At 66.4% G+C, this 14,911-nt stretch carries 14 protein-coding genes; 4 read left to right on the forward strand and 10 right to left on the reverse strand.

All coding sequences use genetic code 11. The annotated features are described in order from the left end of the window. Complete coding sequence (gene serB / locus BM436_RS22205; protein WP_229490602.1) at positions 1-867, forward strand: phosphoserine phosphatase SerB; 867 nt, start codon at positions 1-3, stop codon at positions 865-867. Between the two features lie 4 nt (positions 868-871). On the opposite strand, the gene BM436_RS22210 is transcribed toward serB, so the two are convergent. Both BM436_RS22210 and BM436_RS22215 read right to left on the reverse strand, forming a co-directional pair. Next, positions 872-1,789 (reverse strand): lipase secretion chaperone, encoded by a 918-nt coding sequence (locus BM436_RS22210; protein ID WP_093557716.1) that lies wholly within the window; start codon positions 1,787-1,789, stop codon positions 872-874. 9 nt (positions 1,790-1,798) lie between these two features. Then, positions 1,799-2,710 (reverse strand): lipase family alpha/beta hydrolase, encoded by a 912-nt coding sequence (locus BM436_RS22215; protein ID WP_093557717.1) that lies wholly within the window; start codon positions 2,708-2,710, stop codon positions 1,799-1,801. 218 nt (positions 2,711-2,928) lie between these two features. Between BM436_RS22215 and BM436_RS22220 the strand changes: the two genes are divergently transcribed. Next, on the forward strand, positions 2,929-3,288 hold the full coding sequence (locus BM436_RS22220) for a DUF4870 family protein (RefSeq protein WP_093557718.1): 360 nt from the start codon (positions 2,929-2,931) through the stop codon (positions 3,286-3,288). A gap of 21 nt (positions 3,289-3,309) precedes the next feature. Here the strand turns inward: BM436_RS22220 and BM436_RS22225 are convergent, their stop codons facing one another. From BM436_RS22225 to BM436_RS22245, 6 genes are all read right to left on the reverse strand, one after another. Further along, positions 3,310-4,614: an MFS transporter gene (locus tag BM436_RS22225; protein WP_093557719.1), complete on the reverse strand. Its 1,305-nt coding sequence runs from the start codon at positions 4,612-4,614 to the stop codon at positions 3,310-3,312. A gap of 76 nt (positions 4,615-4,690) precedes the next feature. Beyond that, positions 4,691-5,653, reverse strand: coding sequence for a hydroxymethylglutaryl-CoA lyase (locus tag BM436_RS22230; protein WP_093557720.1), 963 nt, complete (start codon positions 5,651-5,653; stop codon positions 4,691-4,693). After that, positions 5,650-6,843, reverse strand: a complete 1,194-nt coding sequence (locus tag BM436_RS22235) for a CaiB/BaiF CoA transferase family protein (protein WP_093557721.1) — start codon at positions 6,841-6,843, stop codon at positions 5,650-5,652. The genes BM436_RS22230 and BM436_RS22235 overlap by 4 nt, the downstream gene beginning before the upstream one ends. A 196-nt stretch (positions 6,844-7,039) precedes the next feature. Then, on the reverse strand, positions 7,040-7,963 hold the full coding sequence (locus BM436_RS22240) for a LysR family transcriptional regulator (RefSeq protein ID WP_093557722.1): 924 nt from the start codon (positions 7,961-7,963) through the stop codon (positions 7,040-7,042). Between the two features lie 36 nt (positions 7,964-7,999). Then, complete coding sequence (locus tag BM436_RS36390; RefSeq protein WP_143133270.1) at positions 8,000-8,512, reverse strand: hypothetical protein; 513 nt, start codon at positions 8,510-8,512, stop codon at positions 8,000-8,002. Between the two features lie 124 nt (positions 8,513-8,636). Then, the gene (locus tag BM436_RS22245) at positions 8,637-9,797 is read right to left on the reverse strand and encodes a lactonase family protein (RefSeq protein WP_218164909.1); all 1,161 of its coding nucleotides are present in this window, start codon (positions 9,795-9,797) and stop codon (positions 8,637-8,639) included. 115 nt (positions 9,798-9,912) lie between these two features. Between BM436_RS22245 and BM436_RS22250 the strand changes: the two genes are divergently transcribed. Continuing rightward, on the forward strand, positions 9,913-11,133 hold the full coding sequence (locus tag BM436_RS22250) for a DUF2252 family protein (protein WP_093557723.1): 1,221 nt from the start codon (positions 9,913-9,915) through the stop codon (positions 11,131-11,133). On the opposite strand, the gene BM436_RS22255 is transcribed toward BM436_RS22250, so the two are convergent. Together BM436_RS22255 and rimO are read right to left on the reverse strand one after the other, a co-directional pair. Then, entirely contained in the window at positions 11,114-12,286 is a 1,173-nt protein-coding gene (locus BM436_RS22255) for a cystathionine beta-lyase (protein ID WP_093557724.1), read from the reverse strand. The two genes, BM436_RS22250 and BM436_RS22255, sit on opposite strands and share 20 nt — an antisense overlap. 71 nt (positions 12,287-12,357) lie before the next feature. Then, positions 12,358-13,755, reverse strand: coding sequence for a 30S ribosomal protein S12 methylthiotransferase RimO (gene rimO / locus BM436_RS22260; protein WP_093557725.1), 1,398 nt, complete (start codon positions 13,753-13,755; stop codon positions 12,358-12,360). Positions 13,756-14,004: 249 nt separating this feature from the next. Between rimO and BM436_RS22265 the strand changes: the two genes are divergently transcribed. After that, positions 14,005-14,832 carry a hypothetical protein gene (locus tag BM436_RS22265; RefSeq protein WP_093557726.1) on the forward strand — a complete coding sequence of 276 codons (828 nt, stop codon included), beginning with the start codon at positions 14,005-14,007 and terminating at the stop codon, positions 14,830-14,832. Positions 14,833-14,911: the final 79 nt, after the last annotated feature.

The raw sequence follows: 14,911 nt of genomic DNA on the forward strand, positions 1-14,911 counted from the left end.
ATGAAGAACGCAAACGACTATACGATGAACCTGGTGCTGCAAGGCACCGGAGACTGCATGCGGCGCCTGGAGCGCATCGCCGCCCTGACCGCGCCGCAGCGCATCGTTCCCCTCTCGGACAACGCCATCCGCTGCGAAGGCATCACCTACTCCATCGCCCTGCGCCAGACCATCGAAGTGGCCGCGCACGCGGCGCAGCTGGACGCCACCTACATGATGGGCGTGCACAAGCTGGACGAATTCAAGCTGGTGGCCATGGACATGGACTCGACGCTGATCACCATCGAGTGCATCGACGAAATCGCCGACATGCAGGGCCTGAAGGCGCAGGTGTCCGAGATCACCGAGGCCGCCATGCGCGGCGAACTGGATTTCGCCGCCAGCCTGCGCGCGCGGGTGGCGCTGCTGAAGGGGCTGGACGCGTCGGCGCTGGACCGCGTTTACAACGAGCGCCTGCAACTGTCGCCGGGCGCCGAACGCATGCTGGCCGCCGTCAAGGAGGCCGGACTGAAAACGCTGCTGGTGTCGGGAGGCTTCACCTTCTTCACGGCGCGCCTGAAGGAGCGCCTGGGGCTGGACTACACGCTGGCCAATGAACTGGAAATCGTCGACGGCAAACTGACCGGCCAGGTGCTGGGCGAGATCGTCGACGCGGAAGTGAAGAAGCGCACCGTGGAACACGTCTGCGCCTCGCTGGGCATCACGACGCGCGAGGCGATCGTGATGGGCGACGGCGCCAACGACCTGAAGATGATGAGCGTGGCCGGCATGTCGGTCGCGTTCCGCGCCAAGCCGGTGGTGCGCGAGCAGGCCAGCGTGGCGCTGAACTTCGTGGGGCTGGACGGTATTCTGAACTTGCTGGGCTGACTCTCTACTCGTAGGCCCCCAGCCGCTTCTGCTCCATCGGCGTGAAGCGGGCGTCCCGCAACTGCTGCAGCGCCGGTTCGCCCGCGCCCAGCAACTGCTTGCGCTCCGCCTGGTAGGCCGCGATGCGCGTGCGCCATTGCGCCTCCTCGCGGTCCACGTCCGCCAGCCTGGCCGCCGCCTCGGGCGAAAGCGCCTCGGCCCGCATGCGGTAGATCTCGTTGTCCCCCGCGCCCTTGGCCCTGGCCTGCCGCACCGTGTCCTCCAGCTTCATCAGCGCCACCGGCGCGTCGCGTTCCGCGCGCTGCGCCGGCGTCAGCTTGGCATCGAGCCGCGCCAGCTTTTCCTTGCGTTCCGCTTCACTCAGCTTCTTGTCCTGCGTCACCTCCATGCGCGCGAGGGCGTCCGCGTCGTAGGCGTCGGTGGCGCCGAACAGGCCGGCGATCTCCTGCGGGCTGAAATACCGCTTGCGCAGCTCCATCACCGCCTCGCGGCGCGCGCGCGCGGCCTGCACGATGTCCTTGCCCGCCTTGACGGTGCGCTCCAGGTCGACCAGCGCGCGTTTGTATTCCAGGTAGCTGGACAGCAGCCGCTTGGCCGCCACCGCCGCCCCCGGCTTCAGGCGCCGGTCCAATTCACGCTCGATCTCGGCCCGGATCTCGGCCAGATCGCGCTCGCCCAGCCCGGCCAGGTAATAGTCGAACAGATAGCCCAACTCCGCGTCGACCACCAACTGGTCGGCCGGATTGAGCTTGATGTCGCCATCCGGCCGCGTGCCCTCCATCGACTTCACGAAGGCGAAGTGGTTGGGCTCCGCCCTGGCCGCTTCCGGCGGCGCCGGCGGCCGGGGCGCCATCCACAGGTACAGCAATCCCAGCCCGAGCGCCGCGCCCGCGCCGCCCAGCAGTGTTGCGCGTGTCGCCATGCCCGCCCCTTACAGACCCAGGCCTTGCAGGCGGTTGGCATGCTGGCGGTAGATGGTGACGGGATTGGTTTCGAAGATGTTGGTCAGGCCGAACATCTGGTTCACCTCGTCCAGGTGGTTCAGCTTGTAGTCGTCGCGGATCACCTTGCCCAGGTGGCTGGAGCAGGTCGCCACCAGGCCGTCGTTCTTCTCGCCGTTGAAGGCCAGCGTGGTGAGCAGGAAATGCAGGTCCACGATGTCCAGCGGATTGGTGAGGATGCGCGCGCCGCTCCACGAGAAGTAGTGGATGCCGTTGACCTGGTAGGCGCCCTCGCCGCAGGCGGAGGTGGGCACGCCCTGCGGGTGCTGCGCGTTGAACGCCAGCGAACCCGGGGTGCTCAGCGACATCAACGCGCCGGGGGCGCTTTGCGGCAGGTCCGGCGAGCCGCCCAGGGCGCTCATCAGGCCGGCGAAGGCCTCGACGATGGTGGCCGCCTCGGGCGGCGCGGACAGCATCGCGTCCGCCACCTTGGAACCCTTGTTCACGCCGCCCACGCTGGTGACGGACGCCACCAGGTCCGGCCGCACCGAGGCCACGTAGCGCGAGGTCGGGCTGCCGTGGCTATGGCCGATCAGGTTCACCTTGGCCGCGCCGCTGGCCGCCAGGATCTGCTTTACTTGCGTGAGCAGCTGTTCGCCGCGCACCTCGGTGGTGTTGGCGGCCGACACCTGCACCAGGTAGACCTGGGCGCCGCCGCTGCGCAGCGCGGGCGCCACGTTGTAGAAATAGTCCACCGGGCCGATGCTGTCGAAGCCGAACAGGCCGTGCACCAGCACGATGGGATACTTGGTTTGCGTGTAGCCGGCGGCGTGCGCGGACGTGGAGAACAGGCTGGCGGCGGCCAGCAGGACGGAAAGGAACTGCCAAAGAATTTTCTTCATTTGATGTACCCAAAGCGAGATGGAAGACCGAAGACCAGGTTCGCTCTGCTCTACATTCATACCGTCGGCGCGGCTGGCAGATGCGTGCTTCAGAATATATAACATTGCCATCTAAACAAAACGCACGCACGATTCATTTTTCGCCATACGTTGTTTTATTGAGTACAGCATTGAGAAATGTTGATAAACTGGCACATCACTATGATAAGGAGTTGGCCATGGCATCTGAACTAGTTTTCGACACCCGCCTGGAGTCCGCGAAGAACACCGCGTGGTGGCTGTACATCGTCCACGCGGTCAGCTTCGTGTTCTCGCTGGGCGCGTTCTCCTTCATCCCGCTGATCATCAATTACGTCAAGCGCTCGGAGACCGAGGGCACCTTCGTCTACACCCACCACAGCTGGCAGATCCGCTCGTTCTGGTGGTACCTGGTGTGGATGGTGATCGGCGGCGTGTGCTGGCTGACCATCATCGGCATCCCGCTGGCGATGCTGATCTGGGCCGGCGCCTGGCTGTGGAAAGCCTACCGCCTGATCAAGGGCATCGTGGACCTGAACAACAATCGCGCAATGCCCTGAGCGGCGGGGTCGCTTCCGGTTTTACTCTTTCTCGCGCAGCGACCGCGGCAGGCCGACCATCACGATGGTGGCGCACACCAGCGCCAGCCCGCCGATCACATACAGCGCCGGCGTGGTGCTGCCGCTGATGTCCTTGATGCGGCCCACCATGATCGGGCTGACGATGCCGCCCAACTGCCCCAGCGTGTTGATCAGCGCGATGCCGCCGGCCGCGCCGGCGCCCGTCACCAGCTTGGGCGGCAGGGCCCAGAACGCGGGAATGGCGGCCACCACGCCGGCGCCCATCACACCCAGCGCCACCACCAGCAGCGTGGTGTGCTTGTCGAACAGGCCGGCGGTGAAGAAGCCCACCGCCGCCAGCACCAGCAGCCCGGCCACGAACTTGCGGCGCTCGCCGCTGGCGTCCGACAGGCGGCCGACGACGACCATGCAGATCGCGCCGCACACATAGGGCACCGCCGTCAGCATGCCGATGGCCGCCGGATTCAAGGTGCCCGCGCTGCGGATCAGGTGCGGCGCCCAGAAGTTCAAGCCGTAGGACGCGATCTGGATCAGGAAATACACGAGGCCCAGCGTCAGGAAGCCCGGCGTCTTGATGGCGCCCAGCAGCGAGTGGCCGCCATCCTTGGGCGCCGCCTGCGCCACGCTGCCGCGCAGCACGGCCTGCTCTTCCTTGGTGAGCCAGTGCGCGTCCTCGATGCGGTCCTTCATCTGGTTCAGCACCACCAGGCCCAGCACGATGCACGGCAGGCCGCCCAGCATGAACAGCCAGTGCCAGCCCCGCATGCCCAGCAAGCCTTCCATGTGCGCCAGGATCAGGCCGGACGCGGGCGCGCCCACCAGGCCGGCGAAGGCCGACGCCAGGAACAGCATGGACGTGACGCGGCCGCGGAAGCTGGCCGGGAACCACAGCGTGAGGTAGTACAGCACGCCGGGCGCGAAGCCCGCCTCCATGGCGCCGATCAGGAAGCGCAGCGCGTAGAACTGCCATTCGGTGCTGACGTACACCATGGCCGCCGTGGCCAGCCCCCAGGAGATCATGATGCGGGCGATCCAGCGCCGCGCGCCCACTTTGTACAGGAACATATTGCTGGGCACTTCGAACAGCACGTAGCCCACCACGAACAGGCTGGCGCCCAAGCCGTAGGCCGTGTCGCTCAGCCCCAGGTCGCCCTGCAGCTGGAACTTGGCGAAGCTGATGTTGATGCGGTCGAAAAAGGCGAACAGGTAGCAAATCATAATCAGCGGCATGAGCTGCCACGCGACCTTGCGCACCACGGCCGCTTCGCTGACATCGTTGTTGGCGGCCGCCATCGCGGCCCGCATTGCTGTTTGTTTGGACATAGGGTCTCCATGCCGGCCGCCTCGCGGGGCCGGTCGTTGTCTTCAAAGAGTGATGGGGTCAGGCGGCGGCTTGCTTCGCCGGCGGCTGGCCAGGCTCCACGCGCTCGGCGGGCATGGGGTGCAGGTCGCAGTTGCGACCCGCCTTGGCCACCTGGCCGGGCACGTCATGGCCCAGCAAGGCGGGCAAGCCGCGCGACAGGCCGATCAGCCGCTGCAGGTCGATGCCGGTTTCGATGCCCATTTCCCCGCACATGTGCACCAAGTCCTCGGTGCAGATATTGCCGGAGGCGCCGGGCGCGAAGGGGCAGCCGCCCAGGCCGCCCAGCGAGGCGTCGAAACGCTGGGCGCCCGCCTCGTACGCGGCCAGCACGTTCACCAAGCCCAGGCCGCGCGTGTTGTGGAAGTGCAGCGTCAGCGCGGACGCCGGCAGGCGCGCCCGCGCCCGGCGCACCAGGCGCGCCACCTGGCGCGGGCTGGCCATGCCGGTGGTGTCGGCCAGCGTGATGCCCCGGATACCCAGCGCCAGGTAGCGGTCGACGATGTCCAGCACGCGGTCCTCGTCGACGCGCCCCTCGAAGGGGCAGCCGAAGGCCGTGGCCACGGTGGCGTTGAGCAGCACATCGCCGCCGCGGGCGTGGGCCGCGATGTCCGCGAACGCCGCCAGCGACGCCTCGCAATCCATGCGCATATTGGCGCGGTTGTGCGACTGGCTGGCCGACATCACCAGATTCAGCTCGTCCGCCCCCACCGCCATGGCGCGCTGCGCGCCCTTCAGGTTGGGCACCAGCGCCACGTAGATGACGCCGGGCAGGCGCCGCATGCGCATGAACACCTCTTCGCCGTCGCGCAGCGCCGGCACCGCCTTGGGCGACACGAAGGAGCCCGCCTCGATGCGGCTGAATCCCGCCTCGGACAGCGCGTCGATCAGCGCCACCTTGGCCTCGGTGGGCACCCACACCGGCTCGATCTGCAAGCCGTCGCGCGGGGCCACCTCCTGCACGGTCAGGAATTCGCTGCTCATTGCACCACTCCCTCGGCGCGCATGCGCGCGATGTCCTGCTCGCCGTAACCCAGTTCCGCCAGTACCGACGAGGTGTGCTCGCCCAGCGCGGGCCCCTGCCAGCGCACCTCGCCCGGCGTTTCCGACAGGGTGGGCACGATGCCCGGCATCTTCACCGCCTGGCCGCCCGGCAGTTCGGCGTCCAGCAGCATGCCGCGCGCCTGGTAGTGCGGGTCCGCGACGATGTCGGCCACCGAATAGATGCGACCCGCCGGCACGCCGGCCTCCTTCAGCACGCCCAGCACGTAGGCGATGGTGTGGGAGCTGGTCCATTCGGCGATGATCGCGTCCAGCATCACCACCTGCGCCACGCGGCCGTCGTTGGAGGCCAGCGCCGGGTCGTCCGCCAGGCCGCCCCTGCCGATGGCCCGCATCAGGCGCTTGAAGATGGGATCGCTGTTGCCGGCGATGACGACGTAGCCGCCATCCTTGGTGGGATAGGTGTTGGAAGGCGCGATGCCGGGCAGCGCCCCGCCGCTGCGTTCGCGCACATGGCCCAGCAGGTCGTATTCCGGCACCAGGCTCTCCATCAGGTTGAACACGCTCTCCACCAGCGACACGTCCACCACCTGGCCGTTGCCCTGTCCGGTTTTCACGCGCAGCACCGACATCAGCGCCCCCATCACCGCGTGCAGCGACGCCAGGGAGTCGCCCAGGCTGACACCGGCGCGGGCCGGGGCGCCGTTCGGTTCGCCGGTGGTGTAGCGGATGCCGCCCATGGCCTCGCCGATGGCGCCGAAGCCCGGCCGGTCCTTGTAGGGGCCGGTCTGGCCGTAGCCCGAAATGCGCACCATGGTCAGTTTCGGGTTCAGCGCGTGCAGCACGTCCCAGCCCAGGCCCAGCTTTTCCAGCGCGCCCGGCTTCAGGTTCTCGATCAGCACGTCCGCGCCCTCGGCCAGGCGCTTGACCAGCTCCACGCCCTCGGCGGCCTTCAGGTTGACCGAAATGGATTTCTTGTTGCGGCTCTGCAGATACCACCAGAGCGACGTGCCCTCGTGCAGCTTGCGCCATTTGCGTATGGGATCGCCTTCGCCCGGCGCCTCGATCTTGACGACGTCCGCGCCGAATTCGGCCATCATGCGCGCCGCGAACGGCGCGGCGATCAGCGTGCCGATCTCGATTACCTTGATTCCTGTGAGTGGTCCACTCATGGTTGTCTCCTCCTGTTGATGGCTATCAGGATAGAGCCGCCGGGGGGCGCCGGTCCAACCGTAAGATTTCAAGCTGCGTTCGCGAAACGCGAACGCTCGGTGCGGGTTCGGCCAGCGCCGTCACCCAGGGGACAGACCCGCGGTCCGCGCCGCGTGCCTCTGCGCCGGCTTGTGGCGCGGACGGTCTGTCCCCGGTTTAGCCGGCCGCGCGCGCCTCGGCCGCGGAAAGATGATCGAACAGCACCCGCGTCACGGGCGACAGTGACAGCGGGTCGCGCACCACGATCCTCAGCTCGCGCTCGGCCCAGCCATCCTCCAGCTCGACGGAAACCAAGCCGAGTGGCCGCCCTATGGCCTGGAACACTTCGCGCGGAATCACGCCCAGCCCCATGCCCACCTGCGCCATGCGGCACACCGCGTCGAAGCCCGGCACCTGTATCCGCACTTGCAGCGCCCTGCCCGCCTCGCGCGCCGCCAGGTGCATGCGCGAGTTGATGGAGCTATTCACGTGCAGGCCCACATGGTCGCAATCCAGCGTCGCCGCGAACGGCAGGCGCTGGTGGCTGGCCAGCTCATGGTCCGGGCGCATCACCAGCACCAGGGAATCGTACCGGTACAGCGTGGAATGCAGGCCGCGTATATCGACATCGCCCGAGCAAATGCCGATATCGGCCCAGCTGTCCTCCACCCCGCGCACCACGCTGTCGCTGGGGCGCTCCTCCAGCTCCAGCTTGACCTGTGCGTGCAGCTGCAGAAAGGCGCGCAAGTCCTCTGGCAGGAACTGCACGATGGCCGACAGGTTGGCCACCATGCGCGCGTAGCCCCGCACGCCTTGCGCGTGCTCGGCCAGTTCGATGCCGATCTTCTCCACGCTGAGCAGCATGCGGCGCGCGTGGGTCAGCAAGGTCTGGCCGGCCGGAGTCAGCTCCATGCCGCGCGCCTTGCGCGAAAACAGCGCCACGCCCACCGCCTGCTCCAGGTCCACCAGGCGCTTGCTGGCGGCGGAAACGGCGATGGCCTCGCGCTCCGCGGCGCGGGTCAGCGTGCCCTCCTCCTGCACCGCGAGGAAGAGTTGCAGGGTGGTGAGGTCGAGCTTACGGAGGAGATTGATGATGGCCATGCGTGAACTTTCCTGGCGTCCTATTGATTTCAAGCTTTAACGAGCAGTATTTTTGGAGCAAGCTGAAGCATCGTTTTTTGTTTCAGACAAGGACGTTACAACTCCTTGTTCAACGGTCAGAACCTGCTTTACTGAATATATCGGCCGGACAGCGTTGTCGTAGCATAGAAATCCAATTTGAGTTTTAAACGTGCCGGTAAGCCAGTTTGCCAAAGCCGGACTTTCAAAATCAGGATAGACCTCACGAAGAGAGACTTCGCCACCACATTTGAGAAGACCGGTCAGCCATAACTTTCCTGACTCGAGCTTGAATTTTCCCACCGGCCCACCTATCGCCGAGCATCCGACATCCGCCTTTTTCATCGTGATCAAACGTTCAGAGGGCGGCAACTTCATCCAACAGCATTCCGACGGAAAAATCCATCCGCTTTTCGCGCCCACTACATACTGGTCATGTAGCGGTTCTGTTGCGAAAGTTTTTTCTCCAATAGCTATGCCGACAAGGAAAAAACCAATTTTTCTTAGCCGCGGCCAAAAATTCTTCTCCATTGCTCTACCTTAAGATTGCAACGCACGCTGTGAAGGAATGTCCGCTTGGGCTGAAAGCAGGCGCAAGAGTAGCCGACCACTCTGGGAGCCCTCTTGCGCCAATGATCATATCATTTCAGCAACATCATTTTGAGCCATTCGCCACACCGCCAAACAGCACGCAAATCGGCGAAGGCGTATGAATCACGCTGCGATTGTAGGTCAGCTCGCCGGTCTGCTGGTTCACCGCGAAGCTGGCCAGCGAGTGGGAATCCTGGCCGGCCGCCAGCAGCCACTTCCCGGCCGGGTCGAGGCTGAAGTTGCGCGGCGTGGCGCCCCGCACATTGGTGCGGCTGATGACGCTCAGGTCGCCGCTGGCCGCGTCCACGGCGAACGCCGTGATGGTGTCGTGCCCCCGGTTGGCCGAGTAGACGAACTTGCCCGACGGGTGCACATGGATTTCGGACGCGCTGGTGAAGCGCTCCTTGGCCAGGTCCGCTTTCGAGACCGTGGGGATGGTGTTCTTCAGCGTCATCCTGCCGGCCGCCGCGTCGTAGTCGAAGACCGAGACGCTCAGGTCGAGCTCGTTGAGCACATAGATCCATTTGCCATTCGGATGGAACTTCATGTGGCGCGGGCCGCCGCCGGGCGGCACGGCGCCGAAACCGTGCGGCGTCAGCTTGGCGGTGGCGGCGTCCACCTTGTAGATGACGACCTTGTCCAGCCCCAGGTCCGGTATGAAGGCGTAGCGGTTGTCGGGCGAAAAGCCGGCCCAGTGGGCGTGCGATCCGTCCTGGCGGCCGGGAACGACCTTGGCGCCGCCCTGCTGCTTGATGAGCTCGGTACGCGCCAGCAGGGAACCGTCCGCGTTCAGCGAGAACGCGGCAACCGAACCGCCGCCGTACTGCGCCGTGATCAACGTCCTAGCGGTCGGGTCGATCGCCAGGTGCGCGGCGCCGCCATCGCCGATGGGCAGCGAGTTCATCAGTTTCAGGCCGGGCTTGCCGTCCGCCGCGGCCAGCGCGTAGGCGGCCACCACGTCCTGGCCGTTCAGGGCGCCCACCGCGTAAAGCACTTTGCCGTTGGGGTGCAGGGCCAGGAATCCGGGACCGTTCATCTGCGCCACCAGGCGGGACTCGGACAGCTTTCCGGTCTCGGTGTCGAGCGTGGTGTGGTAGATGCCCTTGCTCAGCTGGCTTGAGTCGGTACCCAGCCAAACGTCTTGCTGTGCCGCGTACGCGGAATGGGCCAGCATGGCGGCGAGGCCGCCGGCGATGGCGATGCGTTTCAGAAGGTTCTTGGCCAATGTGGCTCCTTGCGTAAGGTTGGCGTTTCGTCAGTGGACGCAATGATAGCAAAGGGGCGACCGCCGTAGAGCGGCGTGCCTATAATTGCCGGGACACTCCGCATAAGGACGCGCCATGAACACTATCCAACGTACCGGCCTGGTGGCCGCCGAAATAGACCGTCACAACGCGCAGTTCGTCGCCGCCAATCGCGGGGACGTCGAACGCAAGATCGAGAAGATAAAGGCCAGCCCCTTCCAGTTCTACCGCGGCACCGCCCATCTCTTCTATCACGACATGAGAACGTCCACGCCGGACAGCACCGGCGCGCTGGCGGCGGCCTGGCTGTGCGGCGACGCGCACATCGCCAACTTCGGATCGGTGCTGGACAGCGGCGACAAGCAGGTGTTCGCCATCGGCGATTTCGACGAGGGCTATGTGGGGCCGTTCATCTGGGAGCTGCGCCGCCTGGCCGCCAGCCTGGTGCTGGCCGCCAGGGACAACAAGCTGCCCGGCGCGGACGATCCGGTCGTCATCGCCCCCGCCATCCACGCGATGGCCGCGGCCTACCGGGACACCATCCTGCAACCATACGCGCAACTGGCGGAGGATAACACCAGCGGCGTGGTGCGCGACACCATTGTCGCGGGCGCGGAAAACAAGCCGGGCAAGCTGCTGAAGAAGTACACGGAAGCCGGCCGCTTCAACCTGCAGAAGAAGAAGGACGACCTGGCGCCGCTGCAGCCCGCGCGCCATCAGGCGGTCGCGGCGGCGGTCGCGGCCCACGTGGGCGCCAGCAATCGCGTGCTGGACGTTTGCCAGCGCGTCGGCGCGGGCGTGGGCAGCCTGGGCAAACTGCGCTACTACGCGCTACTGGAAACGGGCGTGATACTGGAGCTGAAACAGGCGACGCAAAGCGCCGTGACCATCGCGGCGGACGGCATGCTGCCGCCGGCCATCTACCAGCATCACGAAGGCTGCCGCATCGCCAGGACCGAATGGGCGCACATGGTCAATCCCGACCCGCTGTCCAGCTATACGACCATCGAGGGCGTGGCCTTTTACGTGCACGAGAAATCGCCTCGCCAGGAGGACTTCGAGGTGAAGGACCTGGATAGCGTGCCCAAGCTGATGGAGGCCGCGCCCTACCTGGGCCGCGCGGTGGCCACGGCGCATGCGCTGGCGGCGGCCACCTATCGCGCGGCCCTGCCCATTGACATGGCCCCGGTGGTGGACGCGGCCAACACGGCCGGCTTCCTGGACGAACTGGCGGACTTCGCGTTCGGCTACGCCGCGCAGACGGAGCGCGACTGGGCGGCGTGGAAAGCGGCGCCGGCTACGCCGCCCGCAGCGTAGCGAGGGCCCGCTCGATGTCGGCGATCAGGTCGTCCGGGTCTTCCAGGCCGATGTTGAAGCGGACCAGGACGCCGCCGTCCTTCCACTCCTTGCGCATGGCCTGGATGCGGTACGGCACCGCCAGGCTGTTGGCGCCGCCCCAGCTGTAGCCGATGCCGAACAGCGTCAGCGCGTCGACGAAGCGGTCGGTCTGCTCCTCCGTGTAGCGGGCGTCGAACAGCACCGAGAACAGGCCGCCGGCGCCGGTGAAGTCGCGTTTCCAGTTCTCGTGGCCGGGGCAATCCTCGAAGGCGGGATGCAGCACCCTGCCGATCTCCGGCCGCGCCTTCAGCCACGCAGCCACCTTGCGCGCGCCGGAGTCGTGCGCCTCGAAGCGCATCTTCATGGTGGGCAGGCCACGCAGCACCAGGTAGGTGTCGTCCGCGCTGACGCCCATGCCAAGCCGCATGTGGGCGGTGGCGACGCGTTCGTGCACGCCGCGGTCGCGCGTGATGACGGCGCCCATCAGCACGTCCGAGCCGCCGGACTGGTACTTGGTCAGCGCCTGCATGATGATGTCCACGCCCAGATCGAAGCCGCGCAGCGCCAGGCCGGCGGACCAGGTGTTGTCCAGCGCGACCAGGGCGCCCTTGTCGTGCGCGGCCTTGCAGATGGCCGCCAGGTCCGGCACCTCCATCGACACCGACCCGGGCGCCTCGGTCCACACCAGTTTCGTGTTCGGCTGGATCAGCGCGGCGATGCCGGCGCCGATCAGCGGGTCGTAATAGCGCGCGGTGATGCCGTAGTCCTGCTGCAGCCAGCGTCCCAGCTCGCGGTTGGGGTTGTAGACGTTATCGGGCAGCAGCACGTCGTCGCCGGTCTTGAGCAGCGCGAAGTCGATCATGGCGATGGCCGCCAGGCCGCTAGGCGCCAGCAGGCAGAACTCGCCGCCCTCGATCTCGGCCAGGCGCGCCTCCAGCGTGAAGGTCGTGGGCGTGCCGTGCAGGCCGTAGGTGTAGGCGTTCTTCTCCTTCCACTCGCCCGAGCGCAGCGCGGCGACGTCCTTGAACAGCACGGTCGACGCGTGGTGGATGGCGGTCGGGAAGGCGTCGAAGCCCGGCGGGGCCTCGTAGCTCGAGTGGATCAGCGCGGTCTGCAGGGATTTTTTGGTCATGGCTCGCAATGAAAAAAAGGCGGAGCGCATGGTGCGCGTCCGCCTTATGCATTCTACAACTGTTTAGAAACTCAGGAGTCGCCCCACAGGTCGTGCGCGTCGGCGCGGGTGATCTCGACGTCCACGAACTGGCCCACGGCCAGCTTCTTGTGCGGCTCGTACGGCTTCTTCACATAGACCACGCCGTCGATCTCGGGCGCGTCGGCGGCCGAACGGCCCACGGCGCCGCTCGGCGTCAGTTCGTCGATCAACACGCGCACGGTCTTGCCGACCTTGGCCTGCAGGCGCTGGCGCGAAATCTCTTCCTGCAGCAGCATCACGCGGCCGCGGCGCTCCTCGCGCACTTCCTCGGGCACGGGATTGTCCAGCAGGTTGGCGGTCGCGCCCTCCACCGGCGAGTAGGCGAAGCAGCCCAGGCGGTCGATCTGCGCTTCCTTCAGGAAGTCCAGCAGGTATTCGAACTCCGCCTCGGTCTCGCCGGGGAAGCCGGCGATGAAGGTGGAGCGGATGGTCAGGTCCGGATTCATCGCGCGCCAGGCCAGGATGCGGTCCAGGTTCTTCTCGCCGCTGGCGGGACGCTTCATGCGTTTCAACACATCGGGATGCGCGTGCTGCATGGGGATGTCCAGGTAGGGCAGCACGTGGCCGTCGCCCATCAGGGGGATCACCTGGTCCACGTGCGGGTAGGGGTAGACGTAGTGCAGGCGCACCCAGGCGCCGTACTGCTTGGCCAGCTGGCCCAGCGCTTCGGTCAGCTGCGTCATGTGGGTCTTGATCGGGCGGCCGTTCCAGAAGCCGGAGCGGAACTTCACGTCCACGCCGTAGGCCGAGGTGTCCTGCGAGATGACCAGCAGTTCCTTGACGCCGGACTTGAACAGGTTCTCCGCTTCCAGCATCAGTTCGCCGATCGGGCGGGACACCAGGTCGCCGCGCATGGACGGGATGATGCAGAAGCTGCAGCGGTGGTTGCAGCCCTCGGAGATCTTCAGGTAGGCGTAGTGCTTCGGCGTCAGCTTGACGCCCTGCGGCGGCAGCAGGTCCAGGAAGGGCTCGTGCGGCTTGGGCAGGTGGTGGTGGACCTCGGCCATCACTTCGCCCAGCGCGTGCGGTCCGGTCACGGCCAGCACTTTCGGGTGCACCTTCTTGATCATGTCGTCGCCGGCGGCGTCCTTCTTCGCGCCCAGGCAGCCGGTCACGATGACCTTGCCGTTCGCGGCCAGCGCCTCGCCGATCGCGTCCAACGATTCCTGCACGGCGGCGTCGATGAAGCCGCAGGTGTTGACGATGACCAGGTCGGCGCCCTCGTACGATTTCGCCGTTTCGTAACCCTCGGCGCGCAGCTGGGTCAGGATGTTTTCGGAGTCGACCAGCGCCTTGGGGCAGCCGAGCGAAACGAATCCGACTTTCGGTGCGGCGCCGGCCGGTGCCGCTGCGGTTGCAGTCTTGGGAATACGGGAGATTTCTTGCATGGTGGATTGCTGGAGAATGTTTAAGCCAATCGGCCATTATACCCGATTAGCCCGCCACTTCCCGGAGGCGCGCGGCGACGGCGTGACAATTCGTGAGTATGCGGGCGGCGATTCCCACTATAGTACAAGACAGCCCCGATTCCCCCCTCCCGACAGGGTGCCAGCCAGCCCGATTTCCAGGCCGGCGCAAGGCGCGCGTGCGCGTGCGCCGACGACGCCGGCCCTCACCACCAGCGCCAGGGAGATGACATGATCATTACCATAATCAACCATACCGATTCGATCCAGGACGAAGAGCTGCAAACCGCGATACGCGCGATCAACCGCCAGATCACGGAGGATTTCGCGCCGCACTGGGGCCTGAGCGCCACCTTGCGGCTCGGGGGACGCAGCAGCACGCAGCCGGACAAGCTGAACCCGCCCGACATGCGCGGCGACGCCATCCTCTATATGTGGGACCAGACCGACATCCCGAACGCGCTGGGCTATCACGACCGGAATGCCCGCGGCATCCCCTACGGCTTCGTGTTCACGGAGCTGGCGGACAGCCTGGGCGAGCCGTGGTCGGTGACCCTGTCCCACGAGGCGCTGGAGCTGCTCGCGGACCCGCACGTCAACCTGCTGGTCGCCGGCCCCCACCCCAGCGAGGACAGGACCGTGTTCCACTGGTACGAAATGTCCGACGCGGTGCAGGACGAGACGTACGAGATAGACGGCGTCCCGGTGTCCAACTTCGTGCTGCCGCTGTATTTCACGCCCGACGCGGAACCCGGCAGCCGCAACGACTTCCTCGGGCGCTCCCACGGCGCCACGTCGCTGGTGTCGTTCGGCATCAACCCGGGCGGCTACATCGGATTCTTCGATCCCCAAACGGGCGAGCACGAGACCTACGCCATGGCGGACGACCCGGTCGCCATGCAACGGCTCGCGACGAAAAAAGTGCAAACGGCGAGCCGCCGTGCGCACCGGACCGCGCGCGCCTCCATCGACGAGATCTTGGGCCGGGAACGCATCACCGCGAAGGCCGCCGCGTCGGTGGAGCGCAGGTCGTCGCGCAAGTACGAGAAAATAAACTGACGGACGCGGGCGGCCGGACGGCCCGCGGGCTCGCCCGGGCCGTTCGGCCGCGCCGCGCTGTGACGAAAATGCGGCAGAC

Origin of the sequence: Pseudoduganella namucuonensis (assembly GCF_900116645.1) — a bacterium.
Lineage (GTDB): Bacteria > Pseudomonadota > Gammaproteobacteria > Burkholderiales > Burkholderiaceae_D > Rugamonas > Rugamonas namucuonensis.

Bases quoted from the DNA above. Each gene is read 5' to 3' on its own strand.
- BM436_RS22250 (WP_093557723.1), top strand. From the start codon at position 9,913: ATGAACACTATCCAACGTACCGGCCTGGTGGCCGCCGAAATAGACCGT.
- BM436_RS22225 (WP_093557719.1), bottom strand. From the start codon at position 4,614: ATGCGGGCCGCGATGGCGGCCGCCAACAACGATGTCAGCGAAGCGGCC.
- BM436_RS36390 (WP_143133270.1), bottom strand. From the start codon at position 8,512: ATGGAGAAGAATTTTTGGCCGCGGCTAAGAAAAATTGGTTTTTTCCTT.
- BM436_RS22215 (WP_093557717.1), bottom strand. From the start codon at position 2,710: ATGAAGAAAATTCTTTGGCAGTTCCTTTCCGTCCTGCTGGCCGCCGCC.
- BM436_RS22220 (WP_093557718.1), top strand. From the start codon at position 2,929: ATGGCATCTGAACTAGTTTTCGACACCCGCCTGGAGTCCGCGAAGAAC.
- BM436_RS22235 (WP_093557721.1), bottom strand. From the start codon at position 6,843: ATGAGTGGACCACTCACAGGAATCAAGGTAATCGAGATCGGCACGCTG.
- rimO (WP_093557725.1), bottom strand. From the start codon at position 13,755: ATGCAAGAAATCTCCCGTATTCCCAAGACTGCAACCGCAGCGGCACCG.
- BM436_RS22210 (WP_093557716.1), bottom strand. From the start codon at position 1,789: ATGGCGACACGCGCAACACTGCTGGGCGGCGCGGGCGCGGCGCTCGGG.
- BM436_RS22265 (WP_093557726.1), top strand. From the start codon at position 14,005: ATGATCATTACCATAATCAACCATACCGATTCGATCCAGGACGAAGAG.
- BM436_RS22240 (WP_093557722.1), bottom strand. From the start codon at position 7,963: ATGGCCATCATCAATCTCCTCCGTAAGCTCGACCTCACCACCCTGCAA.
- serB (WP_229490602.1), top strand. From the start codon at position 1: ATGAAGAACGCAAACGACTATACGATGAACCTGGTGCTGCAAGGCACC.
- BM436_RS22230 (WP_093557720.1), bottom strand. From the start codon at position 5,653: ATGAGCAGCGAATTCCTGACCGTGCAGGAGGTGGCCCCGCGCGACGGC.
- BM436_RS22255 (WP_093557724.1), bottom strand. From the start codon at position 12,286: ATGACCAAAAAATCCCTGCAGACCGCGCTGATCCACTCGAGCTACGAG.